19 protein-coding genes are annotated in these 25,076 nt (G+C 71.0%); 16 read left to right on the top strand and 3 right to left on the bottom strand.

The window, feature by feature from the left end:
• Positions 1-8 precede the first annotated feature (8 nt).
• From ACO057_RS03165 to ACO057_RS03120, 10 genes are all read left to right on the top strand, one after another.
• Positions 9-875, top strand: coding sequence for a cell division protein FtsQ/DivIB (locus tag ACO057_RS03165; protein ID WP_421988898.1), 867 nt, complete (start codon positions 9-11; stop codon positions 873-875).
• Positions 872-2,179, top strand: coding sequence for a cell division protein FtsA (gene ftsA / locus ACO057_RS03160; RefSeq protein ID WP_421988897.1), 1,308 nt, complete (start codon positions 872-874; stop codon positions 2,177-2,179). The genes ACO057_RS03165 and ftsA overlap by 4 nt, the downstream gene beginning before the upstream one ends.
• 134 nt (positions 2,180-2,313) lie before the next feature.
• Positions 2,314-3,852, top strand: a complete 1,539-nt coding sequence (ftsZ, locus tag ACO057_RS03155) for a cell division protein FtsZ (RefSeq protein ID WP_421988896.1) — start codon at positions 2,314-2,316, stop codon at positions 3,850-3,852.
• Between the two features lie 305 nt (positions 3,853-4,157).
• On the top strand, positions 4,158-5,105 hold the full coding sequence (gene lpxC / locus ACO057_RS03150) for a UDP-3-O-acyl-N-acetylglucosamine deacetylase (RefSeq protein WP_421988895.1): 948 nt from the start codon (positions 4,158-4,160) through the stop codon (positions 5,103-5,105).
• A gap of 71 nt (positions 5,106-5,176) precedes the next feature.
• Positions 5,177-6,028 (top strand): outer membrane protein assembly factor BamD, encoded by an 852-nt coding sequence (locus ACO057_RS03145; RefSeq protein WP_421988894.1) that lies wholly within the window; start codon positions 5,177-5,179, stop codon positions 6,026-6,028.
• 181 nt (positions 6,029-6,209) lie between these two features.
• Positions 6,210-7,886, top strand: a complete 1,677-nt coding sequence (recN, locus tag ACO057_RS03140; RefSeq protein ID WP_421988893.1) for a DNA repair protein RecN — start codon at positions 6,210-6,212, stop codon at positions 7,884-7,886.
• A 58-nt stretch (positions 7,887-7,944) separates the two neighbouring features.
• The gene (ligA, locus tag ACO057_RS03135; RefSeq protein ID WP_421988892.1) at positions 7,945-10,056 is read left to right on the top strand and encodes an NAD-dependent DNA ligase LigA; all 2,112 of its coding nucleotides are present in this window, start codon (positions 7,945-7,947) and stop codon (positions 10,054-10,056) included.
• Positions 10,057-10,082: 26 nt separating this feature from the next.
• Positions 10,083-10,547 (top strand): CreA family protein, encoded by a 465-nt coding sequence (locus ACO057_RS03130; protein ID WP_421988891.1) that lies wholly within the window; start codon positions 10,083-10,085, stop codon positions 10,545-10,547.
• A 58-nt stretch (positions 10,548-10,605) separates the two neighbouring features.
• Positions 10,606-11,043 (top strand): organic hydroperoxide resistance protein, encoded by a 438-nt coding sequence (locus tag ACO057_RS03125; protein ID WP_421988890.1) that lies wholly within the window; start codon positions 10,606-10,608, stop codon positions 11,041-11,043.
• A gap of 63 nt (positions 11,044-11,106) precedes the next feature.
• A complete protein-coding gene (locus ACO057_RS03120) occupies positions 11,107-13,170 on the top strand; it encodes a prolyl oligopeptidase family serine peptidase (RefSeq protein ID WP_421988889.1) in 2,064 nt (687 codons plus the stop codon).
• Here the strand turns inward: ACO057_RS03120 and ACO057_RS03115 are convergent, their stop codons facing one another.
• Positions 13,171-14,946, bottom strand: a complete 1,776-nt coding sequence (locus ACO057_RS03115; RefSeq protein ID WP_421988888.1) for an aminopeptidase P family protein — start codon at positions 14,944-14,946, stop codon at positions 13,171-13,173.
• 155 nt (positions 14,947-15,101) lie between these two features.
• On the opposite strand from ACO057_RS03115, the gene ACO057_RS03110 reads away from it, so the two are divergent.
• The 6 genes from ACO057_RS03110 (at position 15,102) to ACO057_RS03085 (ending at position 19,932) form a co-directional block, all read left to right on the top strand.
• Positions 15,102-15,431, top strand: a complete 330-nt coding sequence (locus ACO057_RS03110) for a DUF1127 domain-containing protein (protein ID WP_421988887.1) — start codon at positions 15,102-15,104, stop codon at positions 15,429-15,431.
• A 159-nt stretch (positions 15,432-15,590) separates the two neighbouring features.
• Positions 15,591-16,817: an MFS transporter gene (locus ACO057_RS03105; RefSeq protein WP_421988886.1), complete on the top strand. Its 1,227-nt coding sequence runs from the start codon at positions 15,591-15,593 to the stop codon at positions 16,815-16,817.
• A gap of 78 nt (positions 16,818-16,895) precedes the next feature.
• Positions 16,896-17,885 (top strand): GTP 3',8-cyclase MoaA, encoded by a 990-nt coding sequence (gene moaA / locus ACO057_RS03100; protein WP_421988885.1) that lies wholly within the window; start codon positions 16,896-16,898, stop codon positions 17,883-17,885.
• Positions 17,885-18,244 (top strand): hypothetical protein, encoded by a 360-nt coding sequence (locus ACO057_RS03095; protein WP_421988884.1) that lies wholly within the window; start codon positions 17,885-17,887, stop codon positions 18,242-18,244. Before moaA ends, ACO057_RS03095 begins: the two co-directional genes overlap by 1 nt.
• An 87-nt stretch (positions 18,245-18,331) precedes the next feature.
• The gene (locus tag ACO057_RS03090; RefSeq protein WP_421988883.1) at positions 18,332-19,165 is read left to right on the top strand and encodes a carbon-nitrogen hydrolase family protein; all 834 of its coding nucleotides are present in this window, start codon (positions 18,332-18,334) and stop codon (positions 19,163-19,165) included.
• A complete protein-coding gene (locus ACO057_RS03085; RefSeq protein ID WP_421988882.1) occupies positions 19,162-19,932 on the top strand; it encodes an NAD kinase in 771 nt (256 codons plus the stop codon). Before ACO057_RS03090 ends, ACO057_RS03085 begins: the two co-directional genes overlap by 4 nt.
• An 8-nt stretch (positions 19,933-19,940) precedes the next feature.
• Here ACO057_RS03085 and wecB read toward each other — a convergent pair whose 3' ends face one another.
• Complete coding sequence (gene wecB / locus ACO057_RS03080) at positions 19,941-21,179, bottom strand: non-hydrolyzing UDP-N-acetylglucosamine 2-epimerase (RefSeq protein ID WP_421988881.1); 1,239 nt, start codon at positions 21,177-21,179, stop codon at positions 19,941-19,943.
• A gap of 116 nt (positions 21,180-21,295) precedes the next feature.
• The gene (locus ACO057_RS03075) at positions 21,296-25,051 is read right to left on the bottom strand and encodes a cellulose synthase subunit BcsC-related outer membrane protein (protein ID WP_421988880.1); all 3,756 of its coding nucleotides are present in this window, start codon (positions 25,049-25,051) and stop codon (positions 21,296-21,298) included.
• Between the last annotated feature and the right edge of the window lie 25 nt (positions 25,052-25,076).

The raw sequence follows: 25,076 nt of genomic DNA, 5'->3' as shown, positions 1-25,076 counted from the left end.
CGTCCAGGGTGGAAACCGCCCGCACGCGCAATGCCGCAAAGCCCCCCCGGCGCCCTTCGAAGACGCGCCTGTGGTTCAAGCGCTGGCGCAATGCCCTGCAGAAGGTCGGCCTCGCCTCGGTGGCGCTGGGCGCGGTGGGCGTGCTGGCGATCGGCGTGGTCGCGCTCGACCCGGCCGCGCGGCTGCGCGACACCGCCGCCAGCCTGGCCGAGCTGGGCCGCGGCCCCGGCCTCTCCATCCAGGAGATCCGCATCGAGGGCCGCGAATTCGCCCCGCGCGAGGCCCTGCAGAACGCCATCGCCACCACCCCCGGCGAGGCCATGCTCGACTTCGACCCCAACGCCGCCAAGGAAAGGCTGGAGCGGATCGCCTGGGTGCAGCACGCCCATGTGGAGCGGCGGCTGCCCGGCACCATCCTGATCCGCATCACCGAGCGGCAGGCCTTCGCCATCTGGCAGAAGGAGGGCCGCTTCTCGGTGATAGACCGGCAGGGCAACGTGATGGCGAGCGAGCGCCTCCAGGCTTTCGGCCCGCTGCCGCTGGTCGTCGGCGCGGGCGCCGAGCGCTACGCCGCCGCCATGATCGACCTGCTCCGCAGCTCGCCCGAGATCGCCGACCGGGTGCAGGCCATCGTGCGCGTCTCCGAGCGGCGGTGGAACCTGCGCCTGCAGAACGGCGCCGACGTCCTGCTGCCCGAGGGCCAGGAGGAGGCGGCCATCGCCCGCCTCGCCGAGCTCCAGGCCCGCGACAAATTGCTCGACCGCCCGCTCGCCGCCGTGGATATGCGCCTGCCCGACCGCCTCGTGGTGCGGATGCAGGCCGCCGCGCCGGCCGCGCCTGCCACTGCCACCCCTGCCCGGAGTCAGCGCGGATGAATGAGCTCGTTCGCTACACCCCCCCGCAGGCCGACGTCCCCAGCCGGGGCATCCGTCTCGGCCGGGCGCGGCCCGGCGTCTTCGGCGTGCTGGATATCGGCTCGACCAAGGTCGTCTGCCTCATCGCCCGCATCGAGAGCGACGGCACGCCGCGCGCCCTGGGCTTCGGCTGGCAGAAGTCGCGTGGGGTGAAGGCGGGCTCGATCGTGGACATGGAGGAGGCCGAGCGCAGCATCCGCGCCGCCGTCGCCTCCGCCGAGGAGATGGCCGACACGCTGCTCAAGGGCGTGATCGTCAACCTCTCCTGCGGCCAGCCGGAGAGCCGGACGCACAACATCCTCTGGCAGGTCGCGGGACGTCCCGTCACCGAGGCCGACCTGCGCGGCATCATGGGCGAGGGCGTACGCCGCACCGAGGCCGAGGGGCGCGAGGCGGTGCACTCCTTCCCGCTCGGCTTCCAGGTGGATGCGACGAGCGGCGTGGACGATCCGCGCAACATGGTCTGCGACACGCTGAGCGCGCGGCTGCACGTGCTCGATGCCGCGAGCCACGCGCTGTTCAACCTCGGCCAGTGCCTGCATCGCTGCGAGCTGGAGGCCGAGGAGATGGTCTCCTCCCCCTTCGCCTCGGGCCTCGCCACGCTGGTGGACGACGAGCGCGAGCTCGGCGCCGTCGTGGTGGACATGGGCGGCGGCACGACGAGCATCGCCGCCTTCGCCGACGGCCGGCTGATGCACACCGCGCAGCTGCCGGTGGGCGGCTGGCAGGTGACGAACGATCTGGCGCGGGTGCTGTCCACGCCCATCACCCATGCCGAGCGGCTCAAGACCATGCATGGCAGCGTGCTGGAATCCGCCGAGGACCGCGGCGAGATGCTGCCAGTGCCCCTGGTCGGCGAGGATGACGACCAGATCGCGCGCATCCCGCGCGAGATGATCGTGCGCATCATTCGCCCGCGGCTGGAGGAGAGCTTCGAGCTGCTGCGCGACCGGCTGGAGAGCAGCGGCCTGCCCGCCGAGATGCGCCGGCGCGTCGTGCTGACCGGCGGCGCCTCGCAGCTCATCGGCGCGCGGGAACTCGCGCAGCGCGTGCTGGGGCGCGAGACGACCATCCGCCTTGGCCGCCCGCGCCTGGTGCGCGGCCTGCCCGAGACCGCCTCGGGCCCCGGCTTCTCGGGGGCCATCGGACTGCTGGCCTGGGCGGCCGGCGAAGGGCGCCCCTTCATGGATTTCGCGGCCGGCCCGCCGGTCGTGCACGGCGGCTGGATCCGCCGCAGCTTCGCCTGGTTGCGCGAACGCGTGTGATGGCATGGAATAGCTGCGCGGCTCCATGATGGATTTTCGCGCAGAAGACTGTGGATAACAGGCGGCAATACCCTGGACGTGCAGACTCGAATCGCTTCGGGTGCTCTAAGCTAGGATCGAGGAGACCTCACCGAATGACCCTGAACCTGACGCTGCCGGTAAACCAGCACACGGATTTCTCCCCGCGCATCGCCGTGATCGGCGTGGGTGGCGGCGGAACCAACGCTGTCAACAACATGATCAATCTCGGCCTCGACGGCGTCGAGTTCATCGTGGCGAACACGGACGCGCAGGCGCTGATCAACAGCCGATCCGAACGCCGCGTGCAGCTGGGCCCGCATCTGACGCAGGGCCTTGGCGCCGGCGCCAAGCCCGAGATCGGCCGCGCGGCCGCCGAGGAGGCCACCGATGAGCTGGCCCGTCACCTCGAGGGCTGCCACATGGTCTTCGTCACCGCCGGCATGGGCGGCGGCACGGGCACGGGCGCGGCCCCGGTCATCGCGCGCATGGCGCGCGAGCGCGGGATCCTCACCGTCGGCGTCGTCACCAAGCCCTTCGATTTCGAGGGCCCCAAGCGCAAGCGCAGCGCCGACCAGGGCCTGGAAGAGCTGCAGCAGTTCGTGGACACGCTGATCGTGATCCCGAACCAGAACCTTTTCCGTCTGGCGAATGAGCGCACGACCTTCGCCGAGGCCTTCAAGATGGCCGACAACGTCCTCTACATGGGCGTGCGCGGCGTGACCGACCTGATGGTCAATCCCGGCATCGTGAACCTCGACTTCGCCGATATCCGCACGATCATGGCGGAGATGGGCAAGGCCATGATGGGCACGGGCGAGGCCGAGGGAGAGGACCGCGCGGTGAAGGCCGCCGAGGCCGCCATCAGCAACCCGCTGCTGGAGGACACCTCCATGCGCGGCGCCAAGGGCGTGCTGATCAACATCACGGGCGGCCTCGACATGACGCTGTTCGAGGTGGACGAGGCCGCGATGCGCATCCGCCGCGAGGTGGATGAGGACGCCAACATCATCTTCGGCTCCTCGATCGACGAGAACATGAACGGCCGCGTCCGCGTCTCCGTGGTCGCAACGGGCATCGACCTCGCCTCGATGGGCGAGGTCATGAACACGACGGCCGCCGCCGCGGCCGGTCCACGCCTCGCCGTGGTGAACCCGCCGATGGCCGCACCCGCCCCCGCCGTGCCGGTTCGCGCCGCCTCCGGTCCGCTCGGCGCGCCGACCCTGCCCGCCGCGCCGCCCGCGCGCCGTCCGGTCCAGGTCGGCGGCGCCGGCCTGCTGCGCCAGCCCGCCGCGACGGCCATGGCGGCCGCCCCTGTCGCGGCCCAGGCCCCGGAGCCGCAGCCCTACACCTATGCCGAGCAGCAGATGCCGCAGCCGGTCATGGTGCAGCCCGCGCCGATGCCCACGGCCGCGCCGGCGCAGCCGCTGCACCAGCCTTCGCTGGCCGATGCGACTCAGGGCGCCGGCTGGCGCGGCCTCTTCCGGAACGCGACCGGGCTGATGCGCCGCACCGTCGAGACCGAGGCACCGATGGCGGCCCCGCGCGCCGAGCCGTCCCTGGGCGAGCCCGCGCGCCAGCCCCGGCCGGCCCAGCCGCAGCCGGATGAAATGGGGCTCGATATCCCCACCTTCCTGCGCCGCCAGAGCAACTGAATGACGTCGATCGAGGCGCGGCATGTTCCGCGCCTCGATCGTTCTTGCGGCGCCCCGCGCCGATTCACCCAACCTTTCGAGTGTAGTGCGCCGTCGCCCCATAGGGCCCGGCCGAAGGTTGCGCACGTGAAATATTGGCACAATTTCGCCTTCTTTTCCGACATTTAGCAGGAAACATCGGGAAACAACGCTTGAGTGGCCGCGCGGCCCCTGCGCTGTCATTTTAAGCTCCAGTAAACCGGGCGGAGGGGAGCCCCCGGCCAATTTTTATCGGGGGCTTTCTCTATATGGATGGTTTTGCACCTTTGACGCTCGGCCGTCGCCGTCGCCTTGCTTCCAGCATTGGCTGCAAGGGCATTGGGCTTCACTCCGGTCGCAACATCTCGCTCACGCTGCACCCCGGCACTTCCGGCGCGGGCATCGTCTTCTATCGCAGCGACCTCGACATCAGCATTCCCGCCCGCTTCGACTACGTCCTCGAGACGCGCCTCTGCACGGGCCTCGCCCTGGCCGACAACCCTGAGGCGCGCGTCGGCACCGTCGAGCATGTGATGGCCGCCCTGGCCGCCGCCGGCGTGGACGACGCGATCGTCGAGCTCGACGGCCCCGAGGTTCCCATCCTGGATGGCTCGGCCGATCCCTTCCTCTTCCTCATCGACTGCGCCGGCATCACCGAGCACCTGGGCAGCCGCCGCACGATCGAAGTGCTGAAGCCGGTCCGCGTCGAGGACCGTCACGGCGCCTGGGCCGAGCTGACGCCGACCGAGGAGCTCGCCCTCGACGCCGAGCTGACCATCGATTTCGGCGAGACCGCCATCGGCCGCCAGAGCTTCGCGCTGCGCGTTTCCAGCGACACCTTCCGCAGCGAGCTGGCCAACGCCCGCACCTTCACCCTGGCCGAGGAAATCTCGCGCCTGCGCGCGGCCGGCCTCGCCCGCGGCGGCAGCCTGGACAACGCCATCGTCGTCGACGGCACGATGATCGTGAATCCGGGCGGGCTGCGCCGGCCGGACGAGTTCGTCCGCCACAAGCTGCTCGACGTCGTGGGCGACCTGGCCCTGGCCGGAGCCCCGATCGCCGGGCGCTTCACGGGCCATCGCTCGGGCCATGCCATCAACAACCAGCTTCTGCGCAAGCTGATGGCCGACCGCTCGGCCTGGCGCTATGCCGGCGGCCATGCGCTGACCGATGCCCGCCCCGTCCGCCAGATCCCGGTCCGGCAGATCTCCGACCGCCAGCCGGTCGCGGCCTAGCTCCCCCCGCAGCCTAGCAGTCGCCGGGAACCGCGTGGTATAGAGCGGCCCGACTGGAGCCGAACTTCGCCATGAATCTGCTGACCCGCACTTCCCTGCTGCTCGCCTTGGCCCTGCCCGTGACCGGCTGCGGGATCTCGTCGTGGGACGGCTCCATGGGATCCCTCTTCAGCTCGCCCTCGGCAACCTCGGGCCTCATCGACCGCTCTCCCGAGTCGCTCTACGGCGCCGGCATCGAGGCCCTTCAGGCCCGCCGCTTCGGCCAGGCCGTCGAGATCTTCGACACGCTGGAGCGCGAGCACCCCTATTCGACCTGGACCACCAACGCGAAGATCATGGGCGCCTATGGCGACTACATGCGCAATCGCTACACCGAGACCATCGGCTCGCTGGACCGCTTCATCCAGCTGCATCCGGCGCATCGCGACATCGCCTATGCCTACTACCTTCGCGCCCTGTCCTATTACGAGCAGATCTCCGACAGCCAGCGCGACCAGCGCGGCACGCAGCTCGCCCTCGCGGCGCTGCAGGACGTCGCGAACCGCTTCCCCGACACGGCCTATGCCCGTGACGCCCGCCTCAAGATGGACCTCGCGCGCGACCATCTCGCGGGCAAGGAGATGAACATCGGCCGCTTCTACCAGCGGCAGGGCCTCTTCGGCGCCGCCATCGGCCGCTTCCGCCGCGTGGTCGAGGAATACCAGACGACCAATCACGTCCCCGAGGCGCTGCACCGGCTGACGGAGATCTATCTCCGCCTGGGCCTGCGCGACGAGGCGGCGCAGTCGGCCTCCGTGCTGGGCCACAACTTCCCTGGCAGCCCTTGGTACCAGGACAGCTACGCGCTGCTGACGCCCGGCGCCCAGGCCTCCGCCGACGACCGGCCCGGCCTCATCCGCCGCGCCTGGGGCACCATCTTCTGATCTTGAACAACGGCCGATCCGCCGCGACGGCCGAAGGGCGACCGCAGCGGATCGGAGGCGTGTCCAACGGCCGCTTCACCACTACGATCTAACGGCAACCGCAGCGGATCGGACGTGTGCCGAAAGGCCGATTCACCGCTACGGTCTCATGGCAACCGCAGCGGATCGGACTTTCACGGGCATGCTCACCTCCCTCTCCATCCGAGACGTGGTGCTGATCGAGCGCCTGGACCTGCAATTCGGCGCGGGCCTCTCGGTCCTGACGGGCGAGACGGGGGCGGGAAAATCCATCCTGCTGGATTCGCTGGGCCTCGCGCTCGGTATGCGGGCCGAAGCCGGGCTCGTGCGCCTCGGCCAGGCCCAGGCGAGCGTCGCCGCGATGTTCCTGCCGCCCGAGGGGCATCCGGCCTTCTCCATCCTGTCCGAACAGGGGATCGAGGCCGAGGACGCGCTGGTCCTGCGCCGTGTCCTCCAGGCGGACGGCCGGTCGCGCGCCTTCGTCAACGACCAGCCCGTCGGCGTCGGCCTGCTGAAGCGGCTGGCGGCGACGCTGGTCGAGGTCCAGGGCCAGCACGACCAGGTCGGCCTCGCCGATCCCGCGACCCATGCCTCCCTGCTCGACGCCTTCGGTGCGCTGGACAAGCCGCGCGGCGAGGCGGCGGCGCGTTTCCGCGAATGGCGGGCCAGCGAAACCGCCCTGGCCGCCGCCGAACAGGCCGTGGCCGCGGCGGTCCGCGACGAGGAATGGCTGCGCCACGCCGTCGAGGAACTCGACAAGCTGGCCCCCGAGGAGGGCGAGGAGGAGCGCCTGGCCCAGGAGCGCCAGGGCCTCCAGCAGGCCGAGCGCCGCAACGAGGCCATCGCCTCGGCCCTTTCCGAATTGCAGCCGCGCGACCGCCGCTCGGCCAATCCGGGCGCGGCCCTGCGCAGCGCCGTCCGCGCGCTGGAGCGCCTGCCCCCGCCCAATGAATCCGCCGCCCCCGCGCTGACTGCCCTCACCGCCGCGCAGGACGCACTGGCCGAGGCCGAGCAGCTGCTGGAACGCCTCGCCTCCGACGCCATGCCCGATCCACGGCGCCTGGAAGTGCTGGAGGACCGGCTCTACGGTCTGCGTTCGGCCGCCCGCAAGCACGGCATCGCCGTGGTGGAACTGCCCCAGCACCTGGCCGACCTGCGCGAGCGGCTCTCGGCCCTGGACGCCGGCACCGGCCGCGTCGCCGCCCTGCGGGCCGCCCGGCAGCAGGCCCGCGCCGCCTATGTCGCCGCCGGCACCGCGCTCACCGAGGCCCGCCGCGCCGCCGCCGGCAAGCTGGAGCGCGCGCTGGCCAAGGAATTGCCGCCGCTCAAGCTCGACCGCGCCCGCGTCGTCGTGGAGGTCGCGCCGCGCGAGGACAGCGCCTGGGGCGCGGATGGGATGGACCGGGTGACGCTGCTGGTCGCCACCAACCCAGGCCAGACGCCGGGGCAGCTGGTCAAGATCGCCTCGGGAGGCGAGCTCTCGCGGCTCATGCTGGCGCTCAAGGTCGTGCTGGCGCGCGGCTCGCCCGTGCCGACCCTGGTCTTCGACGAGGTGGATGCCGGCATCGGCGGCGCGACGGCCGCCGCCGTAGGCGAGCGGCTGACCCGCGTGGCCGAGCGCCTCCAGGTGCTGGTGGTGACGCATTCGCCGCAGGTGGCCGCGCGCGGGGCGCAGCATCTGCAGGTCGCGAAATCCGTGCGCGGGACCGCCGCCGAGACGCGGGTGATACCGCTCGACGCCCCTGCCCGCCGCGAGGAGATCGCGCGCATGCTGGCCGGCGAGGTCGTGACCGAGGCCGCCCGCGCCGCCGCGGCCAGCCTTCTAGAAGGGGCGGCCTGAGAGGAACAGGCGGCGTCCGCATGCTTGCCGCAGACCGCAATCCGCCGGAGATAGGCGCATGAGCGACACGCCCGACACCGAGATTCCCCGGCTCATCGCCGAGATCCTCCGGCACGACCGCGCCTATTACGAGAACGATGCGCCCGAGATTTCGGACGCGGAATACGACGCGCTGATGCGCCGGCTGCGCCAGCTGGAGGCGGAACACCCCGAGCTCCGGCAGCCCGACAGCCCCACCCAGAAGGTCTCCGGCCAGGCGGCCGAGGGCTTCGCCAAGTCACGCCACCTGGCGCCCATGCTCAGCCTCGACAACGCCTTCGCGCCCGAGGACCTTCTCGAATTCGAGCCCCGTATCCGGCGCTTCCTGAACCTACCCGAGGCGGAGCCGCTGGATTTCATCGCCGAGCCCAAGATCGACGGGCTGAGCGTGAACCTGCTCTATGAGCATGGTCGCTTCGTGAAGGGCGCCACGCGCGGGGATGGCATCGAGGGCGAGGACATCACGCCCAACATGCGGACGTTGAAGGACCTCCCCCTCAAGCTGGTGGCCCCCTTCCCCGATCTCATCGAGATCCGCGGTGAGGTCTTCATGGACCGCGCCGATTTCCTCGCCTTCCGCGCCGAGCAGGAGCAGGCGCTGGCCGAGCGCGAGGCGCGCAAGGCGCGCGGCGAGAAACTCGGCCCCGCCGTCACCATCCCGGTGAACCCGCGCAATGCTGCCGCCGGCTCGCTGCGGCAGCTCGACGCGGCGATCACGGCGTCGCGGCCTCTGAAGCTCTTCGCCTATGCCATGGGCCAAGCCAGCGAGGCCCCCGTGGAGACACACTGGCAATGGCTCTGCCTGCTCCGGCGCTGGGGCTTTTCCGTAAACCCCCTCTCAGCCCCGGTCACCAACGCCGTCGAGTTCCAACAGAAGATTGCCAGTAAGCGGGCTAGCCTGCCCTATGAGATCGACGGCGTCGTCTACAAACTGAACCGGCTGGACTGGCAGGCGCGTCTCGGCTTCGTCGGCCGCGCGCCGCGCTGGGCCATCGCCTGGAAGTTCCCCGCCGAGCAGGCCCGCACGAAGCTGCTCGCCATCGAGATCCAGGTCGGCCGCACGGGCGCGCTCACCCCGCGCGCGGTCATGGCCCCGGTCTTCGTCGGCGGCGTCACCGTCACCCACGCGACGCTGCACAACGAGGACGAGATCGCGCGCAAGGACGTGCGCATCGGCGACACCATCACGCTCCAGCGCGCCGGCGACGTGATCCCGCAGGTGGTGGGCGTGGTCGATGCCGACCGTCCGGATCGCGGTCCGCCCTATGTCTTCCCCACCATCTGCCCCGCCTGCGGCAGCCATGCCGTGCGCGAGGGCGACGACGTGGTGCGCCGCTGCACCGGCGGGCTGATCTGCCCGGCCCAGACGGTCGAGCGGCTCAAGCATTTCGTCAGCCGTGGCGCGATGGATATCGAGGGGCTGGGCGAGGAGAACATCCTCCAGCTCCACGACGAAGGCCTGGTCAAAAGCCCCGCCGACCTCTTCCGGCTCAAGGACCACGCCGAGCGGATGCGGCAGTGGGAGGGCTGGGGCAAAGGCGCGAAGGGCGAGGCGAAGAAGGTCACGAACCTGCTCGCCGCCATCGAAGCCCGGCGCCGCGTGCCGCTGGAGCGCTTCCTCTTCGGCCTCGGCATCCGGCGGATCGGCGCGCAGAACGCCAAGCTGCTGGCGCGGCACTATCACAGCATCGGCAATCTGCGCGCCCGCATGCTGGAGGCGCGGATCATCGGCAGCGAGGCGCGCGAGGAGCTGGGGAGCATCCAGGGCGTGGGCCCCTCGATCGCGACGGAGCTCGTCGAGTTCTTCGCCGAGCGGCACAATCTGGAAGCTCTGGACGACCTGCTGCGCTATGTGACGCCCGAGGACGCGGCCGAGATCGATGCCTCCGGCAGCGCCTTCGCCGGCAAGGCCCTGGTCTTCACCGGCACGCTGGAGACCCTCTCCCGCGCCGAGGCCGAGGCCAGGGCCGAAGCCCTGGGCGCGAAGGTGACCAAGAGCGTCTCCAAGAAGACCGACTTCGTGGTCGTCGGCGCCGATGCCGGCTCCAAGGCCGCCAAGGCCACCGAGCTCGGCGTGCGCGTGCTCAGCGAGGCGGAATTTCGAGAACTGGCGGGTATCCCTGCAACCTGAAGGCAGCGCGCGGCGCTGATGCGATCATGAAGCGCTCCCTTGCCCTCGCGGCCCTCCTCCTCGCCACCCCCGCCGCGGCCGACGACACCACGCGCGTCGGCCGGGTGAACACGGCCATCACCAATCTCGGCCTTACGCGCAGCCACCAGATCGTGGTGGAGCGCTTCACCGATCCGGCCATCCCCAACGTCGCCTGCTATGTCAGCCAGGCGCGGACGGGCGGGATCGCGGGGATGGTGGGCGTCGCGGAGGACCCGACGCGCTTCGCTTTGTCCTGCACCCGGACCGGGCCGATCGTCCTCCCCGAGGCCGCGCGCCGGGGCGAGCGCGGGGAGCAGATCTGGGAGGCCTCCACCAGCCTATTCTTCAAGGAAACGCGGGTACACCGCTTCATCGACGAGGAGCAGCATGTGCTGGTCTATCTCGCCTGGAGCACGCGGGTGGTGGAGGGCTCGCCCTATAACGCCGTGGCGACCGTCCCCTACCGGTGAGCTCTCTCGCCCCCATCTCCTGAGGGCCTTCACGGCGCAAACGGTCAGGAGATCGACGATGGATAAGATCAACCCGCTCTACACCGCCCATGCCTTCGCCACCGGTGGCCGCAACGGCCACACCCAATCCGATGACGGCCTGGTCTCGGTCGACCTCTCCGTGCCCAAGGCGATGGGCGGGCCGGGCCGCGACGGCACGGCCACGCCCGAGCACCTCTTCGCCGCCGGCTACTCCGCCTGCTTCGGCGGCGCGCTCGACTTCGTGGGCAAGCAGCACAAGAAGGACGCCTCCAAGGCCAAGGTCTCGACGGCGGTCTCCATCGGCCCGCGCGAGGGTGGCGGCTTCGGGCTGGCCGTCGAGCTGACCGTCGAGGACCCCTCCCTGCCCCAGGCCGAGCTCGAGGCGCTGGCGAAGGAAGCGCACGAGAAGATCTGCCCCTATAGCCACGCCACGCGCGGCAATGTGGACGTGAAGCTGACCGTCAAGGGCGGCTGACGGCCCTTCGATCGCGGGCCGGCTCCCGGCCCGCGATCTCCCCTTCCGTTTCGGAGACACCCCATGATCTCCCGCATCGACTACCCGGCGGCGCGACGCGCCGATCGCCGGGAGGAGCATTTCGGCCTGGCGGTGGCCGATCCCTATCGCTGGCTCGAGAACGACGCCCGGAGCGACGCGGAGGTCGCCGCCTGGGTGACCGCCCAGCAGTCCGTCACCCGACGCCACCTCGATCCCCTGCCCGGCCGCGACCTGTTCAGGACGCGGCTGCGGGCGCTCTTCGATCATGAGCGGGTGAGCGTGCCGCGGGCGCGCGGCGGGCGCTATTTCCACAGCCGGCATTCCGGCCTCGCCAACCAGCCGGTTCTCGTCGTCCGCGACCGTTTCGACGGCCACGAGCGCGTGCTGATCGATCCGAACCTCTGGTCGGCGGACGGCGCAACGGCGCTGGCGGAATGGGAACCGTCCCGCGAGGGCACCCATGTCGCCTTCGCCGTCCAGGAAGGCGGCACCGACTGGCGCACGATCCAGGTGCTGGACCTCGCTTCCGGTGAGGTCCTGGCCGACCGGATCGAATGGGCGCGCTTCACCGGCATCTCCTGGGCGAAGGGCGGCTTCTTCTATTCGCGCTATCCGGAGCCCGGCCCAGCAGGGGCGCAGGCGGGCGTGACGGACCACGCGGTCTGGTTCCACACGCTCGGCACGCCCCAGTCGCAGGACAGGCTCGTCCATGCCACGCCGGAACAGCCGCACCTGCTGCATCTGGCCGATGTCACCGAGGACGGGCGCTATGCCGCGATCATTTCCACGCCGGGACCGGGCACCAATGCGCTGGCCCTCGTCGATCTCGCCTCGGACGATTGGACGCCGCGCCGGCTCGTCGCGGATTTCGATGCCGAATGGTCGGTCCTCGGCCATGTCGGAACGCGGCTCTTCGTCATGACCAGCCACGGCGCCGAGCGCCTGAGGCTGGTGACGCTGGACCTGTCCGAGGCGGCGCCGGAATTCCGGGAGCTGGTGCCCGAGCAGGAGGCGGTGCTGACCTCCGCCTCGCTGATCGGCGGGCGGCTGGTCGCCACCTATCTGGTGGATGCGAAGACCGAGATCCGGCGCCATCGCCTCGACGGCACGCCCGACGGCGTGGTGGCGCTGCCCGGCATCGGCACCGCCGGCGGCTTCCAAGGCGATCCCGAGGGAAGCGAGGCCTTCTTCGTCTTCACCAGCTACAACGCGCCCACCATCGTCTACCGCTACGATGTCCCCAACAATGCCAGCGAGGTCTGGGCCCAGCCCGAGGCGGGGTTCGACGTCGGCAGCATCGCGGTGGAGCAGCGCTTCTGCACCTCGAAGGACGGCACGCGCGTCCCGCTCTTCGTCGTGCGGCGCAGGGACACGACGGGGCCGGCGCCGACGATCCTCTACGGCTATGGCGGCTTCGGGATCAGCATGATCCCCTATTATTCACCAACGCTGCTCGCTTGGGTCGAGCAGGGCGGCGCCTATGCCGTGGCCAACCTCCGCGGCGGCGGCGAATACGGCAAGGCCTGGCACGATGCCGGGCGGCGCGAGAACAAGCAGAACGTCTTCGACGACTGCATCGCCGTCGCCGAATACCTGAAGACGGAGGGGATCGCCGCCGCGGACGGGCTGGCGATCCAGGGGGAATCCAATGGCGGGCTGCTCGTCGGCGCTGTCGTGAACCAGCGGCCGGACCTCTTCGCCGCCGCGCTGGCCGGCGTCGGCGTGATGGACATGCTGCGCTTCCACAAATTCACCGGCGGCACGCTGTGGATGGCGGATTACGGCGATCCGGAGAAGGAGGCCGATTTCCGGAACCTCCTCGCCTATTCCCCCTGCCACAACGTACGGCCGGGCCGGGACTACCCCGCGATTCTCGTCACCACGGCCGAGACCGACGACCGCGTCGTTCCCGGCCACAGCTTCAAATACGCGGCGACCCTCCAGGCGGCCGGGGTCGGCGACGCAGGGATTGGGGATAGGCCGCACCTCATCCGCATCGAGACCCGCGCCGGCCATGGCGCGGGGAAGCCGATGGACAAGATCATCGAGGAAGCGGCCGACCAATGGGCCTTCGCAGCCTATTGGACCGGCCTGCTTCCGGGCTGATCACGCCTCCAGGGGCGCGCACTCCGCCTCCATCCAGGCTCGGGTCGCCTCGTCCAGATGCGGCCCGACCTCCTCCAGCACCCGCGCCTGATAGGCGTCGATCCAGCGGATCTCGGCCGGCGTGAGCAGCGCCGGCTCGATGAGGGCCCGCGCATAGGGCGCCAGCGTCAGCGTCTCGAATTCCAGGAAGGGACGCACCTGGTCGGGCTGCGGCTCGGCGAGGCGCGCCAGCAGCAGGTTCTCGATGCGAATGCCGTATTGGCCGGGCAGGTAATAGCCGGGCTCGTCGGAGAGGATCATGCCCGGACGGATGGGCACGACCTTTGCTGCCCGGCTGAAGGCGACCGGCCCCTCATGGACGGAGAGGAAGCTCCCCACCCCATGGCCGGTGCCGTGGTCGTAATCGAGCCCCGCCTCCCAGAGCGGCCGGCGCGCGATGGCATCCAGATGCGGCCCCGCCACGCCCTCGGGGAAGCGCAGCGTCCCCAGCGCGATATGCCCCCGCAACACCGCCGTGTAGCGCGCGCACAGCCCAGCCGGGGCCGCACCGGGTCCGCTCCAGAGCGTGCGGGTGATGTCGGTGGTGCCGTCGGGGAACTGGCCGCCGCTGTCGATCAGGTAGCATTCGTCCGCCGCGATGGGCCGGTCGGTGGCCTCGGTGACGCGGTAATGGACGATGGCGCCGTTCTCGGCCGCGCCCGAGATCGCGGGGAAGCTTTCCGCCGTGAAGCCCTTCACCTCGCGCCGGAAAGCGAGAAGTTGGTTGGCGGCCGACATCTCGCTCTGCCCGCCCTTCGGCGCCTCGGCGGCGAACCAGGCGAGGAAGCGCGCCACGGCCACGGCGTCGCGGGCATGGGCGTCGCGCGCGCCCTGCTGCTCGACCGGGTTCTTCATCGCACGCGGCAGGCGGCAGGGGTCCTCGCCCGCGACGACGATGGCACCGGCCTCGCGTAGCGTCGCGGCGAACCATTCGGGGGTGAGGTCGGGGTCGATCCGCACCTTGCGGCCGGACAGCTCCCCTAGCGCGGCCGGCAGATGCGCGCGCGGCTCCACCGCCACGCGATTGCCCAGGATGGATCGCGTCTCGGCCGAGACGCGGTCGGGCGCATGCAGGAACATCCGCACCGAGCCGTCCGCGCGCAGCAGCGCGAAGGCCAGGGCCAGCGGCGTGTTCGCCAGATCCGCCCCGCGGATGTTCAGCAGCCAGGCCACGGAATGCGCGTCGGCCAGGACCACCGCGTCCTCCCCCGATTTGCGCAGCTCCGCCGCGGCCGCCTCGCGCTTTGTCTCGGCGGTGACGCCGGCATATTCGAGCGGATGGGCGACCACCGCGGCGGCGGGCGGCGCGGGCCGGTCGCGCCAGACGGCGTCGATGGGATTGGGGCTCATGGGCACCAGTTGCACGCCGGTGATCCGCTTCAACGCCGCCTCGCTGTGCAGCCAGGGATCGTAGCCAATACGCCGGCCCTCGGCATGGGCGCGCAGCCAGGCTTCCAGCGGCTCCTCGGTAAGGTGCCGGCGCTCGAAGAGGCTGTCATCGGTCTCGGCCTGGACCTGGGTGGTGTAGCGGCCATCGGTGAAGACGGCCGCCTTGTCCGCCAGAACCGCAGCCATGCCCGCGCTGCCCGTAAATCCGGTGAGCCATGCGAGACGCTCGCCCGAAGCCGGCACGTATTCGCCCAGATGCTCGTCGGACCGCGGCACAAGGAAGCCATCCACCCCCGCGGCGGCGAGGACGGAGCGCAGGGCGGAGAGGCGTTCAGAGTGGTTGGGCATAGGTTTCCGATCCGTCAAAAACACAGTATTTCACAGCGTGTCATGCATCCAGAGCGCGGCTGAGCTTTGAGGTTCGCGCGAGCATTCCCATCATGGCTCACCTAAATATTCGTCCGCAGGGGCAAATGTCTGCCCCGCAAGACGGATCTCCTACCATGAACTCCCGCGTCATCTCAGCCGAAGCCGCGCTGCTGATGCCCTTCACCCTCCGCGACGCCAAGACCGAAGAGCTGGCCCGCCTGATCGCCGAGGCGCGCCGCGCCCGCGACGACGCGATGATCGCCCGCATCAGCGGGTTCTTCGGCGGCCTTCGCCATTGGTTCGCCACCATGATCGCCCGCCGCGAGACGGTCGAGCAGCTGAACAGCCTTTCCGATCGCGAGCTCGCCGATATCGGCCTGTCGCGCGGCGGCATCGTGGCGGCGGCGCATGCCTCCGCGCCGAGCCCGGCCAACGACCAGGCCCGGATCCACCGCGCGGCCTGATCCTTACGAGGGCCTTTCCGCCTCGCGCGGTCAGACCCTTCAGGCCCGGTTGGCTGCTCCCCAGCGGCCGGGCCACACCAATTGCGTTGCGCCAGACGCATGACGGCCACGGCGTTCCTTTCGCTTGTGCGCGGAGGGGCGCTCCGGTCTGTTCCGTGCATGCAAAGCGCCGAAGCCTCCGCCCGTTCCGCCAAGACCGTGTTGTTGATCGCGCTGATCGCGGCCTCGGCGACTTCGAGCCTCGGCATGGGCATCCGCCAGACCTTCGGCCTGCTCCTCCTGCCGCTGGCGACCGAGAGCGGCGTGGCGCCCTGGGCCTTCGGCCTGGCGGTCGCCTTGCACAACCTGGTCTGGGGCCTCGCCCAGCCGTTCAGCGGCGCGATGGCCGACAAATACGGATCGGGCCGGGTCATGGCGGCGGGCGCCATCTTCTATGTGATCGGCTGCGGCCTGCCGGCCCTCTTCCCCTCGAATGCCACCGTCCTGATCGGCATCGGGCTCTTCTCGGGCCTTGGCGTCGCCAGCGCCGGCACGGGCCTCGCCCTCGCCGCCGTGGCGCGGCTGGCTCCGGCCGCCAAGCGCGGCGAGTATATCGGCATCGCCAGCGCGGGCGGCAGCCTCGGCCAGGCGGCCATGGTCCCCCTGGTCTTCCACGCGATCGGCTGGATGGGCGCCACGGGCGCGATGGCCATGCTCGCGATCTCGGCCCTGCTCATCATTCCGATCGCCCGCAACATCGAGTGGAAGCCGACCCCGCGTATCGGCCCGCCCGCCGCCGGCCTGCGCGGCCTGCCCGCCCTGGCCCGCAACGCCCTGGCCGACCGCAACTTCGCCCTGCTGACGGGCGGCTTCTTCGCCTGCGGCTTCCAGCTGGCCTTCCTGACCACCCACCTGCCCTCGCATATCGCGCTTTGCGGCCTGCCGGCGAATATCGGCATGACGGCCCTGATGATGGTGGGCCTGTTCAACATCCCGGGCTCCTGGCTTTGCGGCTGGCTCTCCTCGCGGATCCGCCCCGAGAACGGCCTCGCCTGGATCTACCTCTTCCGAACCATCGCCATCGCCATCTTCGCCTACACCACGCCCACCGAATGGGGGACGATCCTCTTCGCCTCGGTGATGGGCTTCGTCTGGCTGGGGACGGTGCCTCTGACCTCCGCGGCCATCGCGCGGAGCTTCGGCGTCGCCAATCTCGGCGCGCTCTACGGCGTCTGCTTCTTCAGCCACCAGATCGGCGGCTTCCTGGGGGCTGGCTCGGGCGCGTTGCTCATGGAGACGGTCGGCAACTACACCGCCTTCTGGCCCGTGATGATCGTGGTCGGCCTCATCGCCAGCCTGCTCAACTGGATGACGCGGACCTCCGGGCCGCGCGTCGCGGCGGCGTGAGGCCCGTCAGGGCTTGCAAGCCCACCCCCGGACGCCCCAAATAACAGGCCAATACTGGCTTTGGGGACACCCTCCTCCATGATCGACCCGTTCGGTCGCGATATCTCCTATCTCCGCGTCTCGGTCACGGATCGGTGCGACCTTCGCTGCGTCTATTGCATGGCGGAGGACATGACCTTCCTGCCCAAGGCCGAGGTGCTGAGCCTCGAGGAGCTGGACCGGCTCTGCGGCACCTTCATCGATCTCGGCGTGCGGAAGATCCGCCTCACGGGTGGCGAGCCGCTGGTGCGCAAGAACGTGATCTCGCTGGTGCGCAGCCTGGGCGCGCGGCTCGGAAACGGCCTGGACGAGCTGACGCTGACCACCAACGGCACGCAGCTCGCCCGCCATGCCGACGACCTCGCCGCCGCCGGCATCCGCCGCGTGAACGTCTCGCTCGACACGCTCGACGCCGGAACCTTCCGCGCCGCGACCCGCTGGGGCGATCTGGACAAGGTGCTGGGCGGCATCTTCGCCGCCAAGGCCGCCGGGCTGCACGTGAAGATCAACGCCGTGGCCCTGCGCGGCGTGAACGAGGACGAGTTCGACCGCATGCTCGCCTGGTGCGGCGAGCACGGCTTCGACCTCTGCCTCATCGAGACCATGCCGCTCGGCGAGACCGGCGAGGACCGCACGGAACAATTTCTCCCGCTCAGCGCGGTGCGCGCGAAGCTGAAGCAGCGCTGGACGCTCAACTCCACCGACTATGTCACCGGCGGCCCCGCGCGCTATTACGACGTGGCCGAGACCGGCACCCGGCTGGGCTTCATCACGCCGATGACGCATAACTTCTGCGAGAGCTGCAATCGCGTTCGGATCACCTGCACCGGCAAGCTCTACATGTGCCTCGGCCAGGACGACGAGGCCGATCTGCGCGCGCCGCTGCGCGATGAGGAGCTGGGCGACGAAGGCCTTCGCACGGCCATCCTCGAAGCCATCACGCGCAAACCCAAAGGACATGATTTCATTATCGACCGCCGCCACAAGATGCCCGCCGTCGCACGCCATATGAGCGTGACGGGGGGCTGATGCTACAGGATCTCGCGACCCGGCTGACCCTGCCCGGCCTGCCGGAATGGACCGGGCTGATCGCCCTTTTCGTGCTTCTGCTGCTGGCGCTCTGCCTGCTGGTGATGCCCTTCTCCGTCTTCGGCGTGAAAGGCCGGCTCGACAATCTCGAGGCGCAGCTGGACGAGATTCGCGCCGAGCTGCGCGCCTTTGCCGCCCGCATGCCCGATACGCGGCGGACCGAATGGCGCGGCGGCGAGCATGAGATCGAATTGCCGGTCCTTTCCGCCCGGCCCGATCCCGCCCCGCTCTCCGACCAACATCCGTCTATCTTCCCCGGTGGGCGCGCCGAGCCCAAGATTTCCTGGCCGAAGCGCTAGGTGGTGCTCGCCGGGCTACTGTGGGGTTGCCTGCACGCCTGAGGAGGCCCGCTTTGTTCGGGCCACGTTATGTGGCTTGATGGGCCCATGCGCATTTCCGCCATCCAGATGAATCAGGGCAGCGACAAGCAGGCCAACCTCGACCAGGCGCGACGCCTGATCGAGGCCGCGCTCGACGCCGACCGCCCCCATATCGTCACCCTGCCCGAAACCTGGACCAATCTCGGCGGCGGGCGCGAAGCCCGCTCGAGCGCGGCCGAGGTGCTTCCGCCCGTGGGCTCCAACGAGCCCGGCGGTCCCGCCTACGAGATGATGCGCGGGATCGCGCGCCAGGCGCGCATCCACGTCCACGGCGGCTCCATCATCGAGCAGGGCAGCGAGAAACTCTTCAACACGACCTTGGTCTTCGACCCGATGGGTGCGGAGATCGCGCGCTACCGCAAGATCCACCTCTTCGACATCACCGGCCCCGACGGCACCGGCTATCGCGAGAGCGCGCTTTATGGCGGCGGTAGCGAGATCGTCACCTTCCGTGCCGGTGACGTCACCTTCGGCTGCACCATCTGTTACGACATGCGCTTCCCCGAGCAATATCTGGCCCTGCGCCGCGCCGGCGCCGAGGTCATCCTCGTGCCGTCCAACTTCACCCTGATGACCGGCAAGGATCATTGGGAGGTGCTGCTGCGCGCGCGCGCCATCGAGACGCAATGCTGGATCGTCGCCGCCGCCTCGCATGGTTCCTATGAGGAGCGCGGCGCGATGCGGCAGGTCTATGGGCATTCGCTCATCGCCGACCCCTGGGGCCATGTCGTCGCCAAGGCGAGCGACGGCATCGGCTGGGCCACCGCGCGCATCGACCCCGCCGTCACCGCGCGCGTGCGGCGCGACATGCCCGTCCTCGAACACCGTCGCCTCGCTTGAGCGACGCCCCCCGGATCGCCTTCCTGGCCGCGACCACCGAAGTCGCGCAGCTGGCGCGCGACCGCCTGGTTGCCCTCTATGGCGACGCCCCGCCGCAGGAGGCGCAATTCATCGTCGCACTCGGCGGCGACGGGCTGATGCTGGAGACGCAGCACCGCTTCCTCGGCCGCAACGTACAGGTCTACGGCATGAACCGCGGCAGCGTCGGCTTCCTGATGAACGAGTATCGGGAGGAGGACCTGCCGGCGCGCCTCGCCGCCGCCCAGGCCGCCATGCTCCATCCGCTGCGCATGCGCGCCCATACGAGCGACGGGAAGACCCACGCGACCCTGGCCATGAACGAGGTCTCGCTGCTGCGCCAGACGCGGCAGACGGCCAAGCTGCGCATCCTGGTCGACGGCAAGGAGCGAATGGAGGAGCTGATCTGCGACGGCATCATCGTCGCGACACCGGCCGGCAGCACGGCCTATAACCTTTCGGCGCACGGGCCGATCGTGCCGCTGGACGCCAACCTCCTGCCGCTCACGCCCATCTCGGCCTTCCGCCCCCGGCGCTGGCGCGGCGCGCTGCTGCCCTCGACGGCGAAGGTGGTCTTCGAGGTGCTGGAATCCGACAAGCGCCCCGTCTCCGCGACGGCCGACTACACCGAGGTGCGCGACGTCCGCCGCGTGGAGGTGCGCGAGGATCGCAGCATCACCATGACCATGCTCTTCGATCCCGACCGCAACCTCTCCGAGCGGATCATCAACGAGCAGTTCACCGTCTAGGGGCTTCGTCAGATCTTCTCGGGCAGCGCCAGGTTGGCCGGCGGGGGCACGAAGCGCGGGGCCGTCGCACGCACCGGTCCGCGAAGGCGCCGCTGGGCCGGGCGGAGGTCGTCGGTCAGCGGCAGGCTGATCGCCGGGGTACGGACGGCATCGGCCAGCAGGGCGTCCACGATGCGCGGCGCGGCTTGGCCGTCCCCATAGGGGCTCTCCGCGCGCGCCATCGTCCGCCAGGCGGCCGCATCGTCCAGCAGAAGCGTCGCCTCGCGCAGAAGCGCCACGCCGTCCGTGCCGACCAGCCGCGCGGTGCCGGCGGTGATCGCCTCCGGCCGGTCGCTCTCGTTGCGGGTGACCAGGACAGGCCGGCCGAGGCTCGGCGCCTCCTCCTGCACGCCGCCGCTGTCCGTCACCACGAGATGCGCGCGCCGCATCAGCCACACGAAGCCCGCATGATCCTGCGGCGGCAGCAGATGCACATGCGGCAGATGCCCCAGCGCGGCGCGGGCCGGCGCCCCGGCGCGGGGATTGAGATGCAGCGCGAAGACCACCTGCACGTCCGGCCGCGCCGCCAGCACCGCCACGGCGCGCGCCACGCGGTCCAGCCCGCCCATGAAATTCTCGCGGCGATGGCCGGTGACGAGGATCAGCCGCCGCGCGGGATCGAGAAAGGCGAACCGCGCCGCCAGCGCCCCATCGTCCCGGACGCGGCCCGCCACCAGCAGCAGCGCGTCGATGCCGGTATTGCCCGTGACCGCGATGGCGCGAGCGGGGATTCCCTGGCGCCGCAGGTTCTCCGCCGCCAGGGGCGTCGGCGCGAAATGCCGCGTGGCCAGGCCGGTGATGAGGCCGCGGTTCATCTCCTCCGGCCAGGGCGCCAGCGGGTTCCAGCTGCGCAGCCCCGCCTCGACATGGCCGACCCGCACCCCGCCATAGAACCCGGCCATGGCGCCGGCGAAGGCCGTGGTCGTGTCGCCCTGCACCAGCAGCCAGTCGGGCCGCAGTTCAGGCAGGAGCGGGGCAAGCCCCCGCAGGACGCCGGCCGTCAGATGGGTCATCGACTGGTCGGGGCGCATCAGGGCGAGATCGTGGTCGGCCGCCAGCCCGAAGCCGGCCAGCGCCTGGCCCAGCATCTCGCGGTGCTGGCCCGAGGAGACGATCACGCAGTCCAGGCCGCGCGCCCGCAGAGCGAGGATCACGGGAGCCAGCTTGATCGCCTCGGGGCGCGTGCCGAGCACGCAGGTGACGCGCATGCGGCCAATGAACCGCGCGCAAACGGCGAAATCAATACAACTCTTACTCGCGCGATTACATTATCGAATCACGCAATAGTTTAATATGCGCGGGGATGCACCATCGCTTCTTCGGGTCAGAACCGGCTATTGAGCCGCAACAGCACGCGCGTTTCGTCGTAATCCGCCGATTTGTCGTAGCGGAACATCGCACCCAGATTGATCCGGGGCGTGATCGCATAATCGACGTCGCCGCGCAGGCTGCCCACGAAGGTCTGGCGGCTCTGGCCGGGGGTGTTGGCCAGCACGGTCGCGTCGGCCTGGGCCCGGGCCGCGACGGCGCGTTGCAGCCCGGCATCGTTCGGATAGAGCGGCGAGGCCGACTCCCGGAACACCGCATAGCCGGCCGTGGCGCCCAGCCGGTAGCCGAAATCGCCCACGCGCCCGCGGTAATCCAGCGGCAGGTTCACCGAGGTGAAGGATTGCGGGCTGAAATAACCGCCATTGCCATAGGTGAAGGCGCGCTGGTTCCGGTCATAGCCGAAATAGACGAGGTCCGTGCCGATGGTCAGGCCCTCGGTGATCGTGCCGATGAGCGGATAGGCGAAGCCGGCGCCGGCCTCGATGCGGCTGTTATTGGCCGTGTTCGTACCGTCGAAGATCGAATAGCCGCCGCCGACATAGGCATAGCCCGGCCCCACCGGCACCTCGACCTGCGCGCGCCCGCCCGAACGGACCACCGCGCCCCAGCTGCGCCCCGAGACGCTGTCGCGCAGCCCGGCCCAGGAAAGCACGCTGTCCGTCACCGAGCGCCGCTCGCCGGTCAGCCGCAGCCGCACGCCGCCGATCTGCGGCGCCACTTCGAGGCCGCCCAGGATCGTCGTGGTCGGGAAGCCCAGCGGCGAGGAACCGATATCCGCCCGGAAGACGTCGCCGCGCCGATAGGTGGCGCCGACGCCCACGCCCGCCGCCGTGCTGCGCGGCGTGGCGCTCGTGAAATTGGCCGCGTTGGTCCCGTAGCGCTGGAGGGTGTTGCGGTCCGTCGCGATCGAGGAGGAATCCAGCGAATAGCCCGTCACGGTCGCCGTCAGCCGTCCGCCGATGCCCGGCGGCGTGACCTCGGCCTCGGCCGTGCCGGAGATCTCCTGCAGCCGGTCGAGCCCACGGCTGCCCGAGCGCTGGCGCAACCCGGCGGTGAGCGTGGCGCGCCCGGCATTGATGTCCTCGAGCGCGGCCAGCTCCTGCGAGATCTCGCGGGCGATGCGGTCGGCCGGCTGGGCCGCCGACCCTCCGGCGATGACCTGCAGCGGCACTGCCGCGCCCGGGCGCAGGAAGGGATTCTGCATGCCGCCCGGCGTGACATGGGTCACGCCCGAGGGCAGGTTCGCGACCTGGCCGATCTCCGCCTGCCGCTGGGCCTGGGCGGTCTCCAGCGCGCGGCGGGCGCGGGCGTCCTGGTTGAAGGCGCGCGCGATGCGCGCCTCCATCAGCGAGATGCGGCTGTCATTGGGGAAGTAGTCGCGCCCCTCGGCGAGAAGCTGCTCGGCCCTGGCGCGCTGGCGCAGCGCGATGGCGGCGCTGACCGCGCCCTGCCGCGCGTCGAAGTTGCGCGGGCTGCGGGCCAGCACCCCCTCGGCGATGCGCAGCGCCTCGGCCGGCTCGCGATTGCCCTGGTAGAGGCGCGCGAGGGCGAGATTGACGTCCACGTTCTCCGGGTCGCGCTCCAGGGTCGGGCGCAGGCGCTCGAAGCCCTGGGCCTGCTGACCCTCGGCATTGAGGCGGTCCGAGGCGCGGACGGCGATCCCCGCGCGCAGCGAGGCGACGTCGCGCCGCTGCTCGGCCGAAAGCGGGCCGGCACCGGCCTGATCGGCCAGGGCCATGGCCTCGGCCTCCAATCCGGCACCGAGCAGGGCTCCGGCGATCGCGATGCGCACCGGCGCGCCGCCGGCGCGGTTGGCGGCCTCGCCCACGCGGGCGGCCTCGGCCGCGCCGAAGCGATCATTGGCATCGCCGAAGGCGCGGACAACGGCGGCGGCGGTCGAGCCCGAAGGATCGGGGCGCGCGGCGATGGTCAGCAACTGCGTGCGCGCCTCGGCCCGGTTGGAGCCCAGCATCGCCGCCGCGCGGCTCACGTCGCGCTGGGTGCGGATGCGGGCCTGGAGCTGCGACATGTCGCGCGAGCGGCCGGTGGGCGGGATACGGCTGAGATAGCTCTCGGCATCGGCGAGGCGGTTGTCCTCATCGGCGAAGAGGGCGGCGGCGAAGAGGCTGTCGGGGCGCGGATCGCGGGCGATCTGCTCCTCCATCACCGAGCGGCCCTCGGCGGCGCGGCCCTGCCGGCGCAGCGCGCGGGCGAGGTCCAGGCGCAGCCAGGGATCGTTGGGCTGCTGGGTCAGCGCCTGGCGCAGCAACGCCTCGGAGACGACCGTGTCCGGCGAGCGATTGGCCTCGGCGCGGAGCTGGCCGCTGGGGCCGGTCGGCTCGGGAGCCTCGCCGGCGATGCGCGGCACGCGCTCGGCACGGGGAAGTGCCGAAGCCTCGACGACCCGGCCCTGGCCGCGCAGGGCCTGGTTCAACCCGTCGCGGGCCGGCGCGAAGCCGGGGCGGCGCGACAGCGCGGTGCGGAAGCGCTGCTCGGCGGCCGCGGTATCGCCCCGACGCAGCGCGATCTGGCCCAGCAGCACCTCGATATCGGTGCGGTCCTCGACCTGACGGCGGGCGGCGCTGCGAGCGATGGTATCGGCGCCGTCCACGTCGTTGCGGCGCAGCGCGGCGCGGGCCTCGGCGAGCTCCAGCCCATAGCTCGCCCCGTCCAGCGCGCCCTGCCATTGCGTCGCGCGCGACGGATCGGCGGCGACGGCGCGTTCCAGCAGCTGGCGCGCCTCGGCCGCGCGGCCCTCGCGCAAACGCACGATCCCCAGCCCGCCCAGCGCATCGGCATCGCGCGGATTGGCGGCGATGGCCGTCTCGAACCGGCGCGCGCCCTCGCGCAGGCCGGTGGCGCCCCCGGCCTCGAGGGCGGTGAAGCCCTCCTGCCGAAGCGCCGCATTGGGATCGGGCGGGGCGGCGGCCGCGGCGGTGCGGGCCGTCTCCATGGCGCGGCGCAGCTCCGGATCGTCGCCGACGCGCTGGAGATAGGCCTGGATCTGCGGCGCATTGGCCGGATCGGCCGCGCCCCAGACGAGCGCCTGCCGCCAGGCGCGGCGGGCATCGCCGCCGACCTCCGGATCATTGGCCAGGGCCTGGAGGCGCGCGATGCCGTCGGCGCGGGTGCCCGGCTGGAAGGTCTGGTTCTGGGCGAAGGCGAAGCGCGCGCGCGGCGTGGCCGTCGGGGATTCGGCGAGGCGGGCCAGGCCGCTGCGGCCGGCCTCGCGCCCCGCCGTCGTGGCGGCGAGCGCGGCGTAATATTCCTGCGCGAAGGCCGGCGTCGGCCCCTGGGCGCCGAAGATCTGGCGATAGCGCGCGGCGGCGGCCTCGGCCTGGCCCTCACGCGCGAGGCGGCGGGCCTCCTCGATGGCCGCGCGGTCGATCGTGGCGCCGCGCAGGGCGCTCTCGGCGGCGGAGCGCTGCTCCTCGGTCGCGCCCGCCTCGCGCAGGCGGGTGGCGAAGCCGGCCGCCGCGGTGCGGTTGTTGCGGGCGGCCTCGATCCGGGCGGCCATGGCCAGGGCCGCCGTGTTGCGCGGCTCCGCGGCCAGCGCGCGCTCGATGGAGACGGCCGCGAGATCGGCACGGTCCTGCGCCAGCCAGCGCTCCGCCTGACGGATCAGGATGTCCACGGCCCGCGCAGGCGCCTGGGCCGTCGCGGCCGGATCGGCGGCGACGGTCTGCGTCTGGGCGGCGGCGGACCCCATCGCTGCTCCCCCGAGCAGCAGGGCCAAAGGCACGGCGCGCATGTATAATCCCCCGACGGTCAGAATC

The organism is Roseococcus sp. (assembly GCF_965227005.1).
In the GTDB taxonomy this organism is placed as follows: Bacteria; Pseudomonadota; Alphaproteobacteria; order Acetobacterales; family Acetobacteraceae; genus Roseococcus.
This window is presented reverse-complemented; position numbering and strand designations above follow the sequence as displayed.